At 72.5% G+C, this 1,110-nt stretch carries 1 protein-coding gene and 1 pseudogene; both read left to right on the top strand.

Annotated elements, in window-relative coordinates; translation table 11 throughout:
- A pseudogene (locus tag TN53_RS46210) lies at positions 1–623 on the top strand (ABC transporter permease); the annotation flags it as partial.
- Positions 620–1,110 (top strand): ATP-binding cassette domain-containing protein (locus tag TN53_RS40795; protein ID WP_159038260.1); only part of this gene is annotated, 491 nt, incomplete at its 3' end. The pseudogene TN53_RS46210 and the gene TN53_RS40795, both read left to right, overlap by 4 nt.

The following is a 1,110-nucleotide window of genomic DNA, read 5'->3' as shown; positions in this document are numbered from 1 at the left end:
GGCCGGGACCGTGCCGACGTACGGCAGGTGCTGCGGTTCCTGTTGCGGCGCCCCGGTCTGCTGCTGTCGGCCGTCGTCGTCGTGCTGGTGGTGCTGGCCTCGTTCTGGCCGGATCTGTTCACCCCACAGGATCCGCTCAAGGGGGTGCCGTCCGAGAACTTCCGCGCTCCGAGCGGCAGTCACTGGTTCGGCACGGACGAACTGGGCCGCGATGTGTTCTGGCGATCGCGGTCGGCATCGCCAGCGTCGCCTCCTTCGCCCGGGTGGCGCGCGCCGAGGTCATGCGGGTACGGCAGGCGGTGTTCGTGGAGGCGTCCCGCGCAAGCGGGGCCCGCTGGTACGCGGTGCTGGGACGGCACGTCCTGCCCAACGCGGCGGGGCCGGTCGTCGTCCTGGCCACGCTGGACTTCGGCGCCTCGATCCTGGCCGTCTCGGCGCTCAGCTTCCTCGGCTACGGCGCACCACCGCCCGCCCCGGAATGGGGGACGTTGATCTCCGACGGCCGCAACTACCTGGCCAACGCCTGGTGGTTGACCGCCCTGCCCGGTCTGGCGATCGCCGCGACCGTGCTGGCCACCAACCGCATCGCCAGGGCGCTGGACGGCGAATGGTCCCGACGATGACGACACATGGACGTGAGAACGGTGAGGACGTGACCACACCCCTGCTCGAAATACGCGGCCTGCCCGGGTCGTACCGCACGCGCGGCGGCACGGTCCCGGCCGTCCGCGGCGTCGACCTCGACGTATGGCCGGGCCAAGTCACCGCCGTGGTCGGCGAGTCCGGCTCCGGCAAGAGCACCACCGCGCACGCCGTCACCCGCCTGCTGGCGGCCAACGGCACCATCGACGCGGGCACGATCCGCTTCGGCCGGCACGACCTCGCCACCCTGTCGGAGGCGGAGCTGCGCATCGTACGGGGTGCGCAGATCGGGCTGGTCCCGCAGGATCCGACGGTCTCGCTCAACCCGGTCAAGCGCATCGGCGATCAGGTGGCCGAGGTGCTGCGCATCCACTCCCTGGCGACCCGTCGTACGGCCGCCGCCGAGGCCATCGCCGCGCTGGACCGGGTCGGGCTGCCCGACGCGGCCGTCCGCGCCCGGCAGTACCC

Source organism: Streptomyces sp. WM6386, from assembly GCF_000972385.1.
Lineage (GTDB): Bacteria > Actinomycetota > Actinomycetes > Streptomycetales > Streptomycetaceae > Streptomyces.
This window is presented reverse-complemented; position numbering and strand designations above follow the sequence as displayed.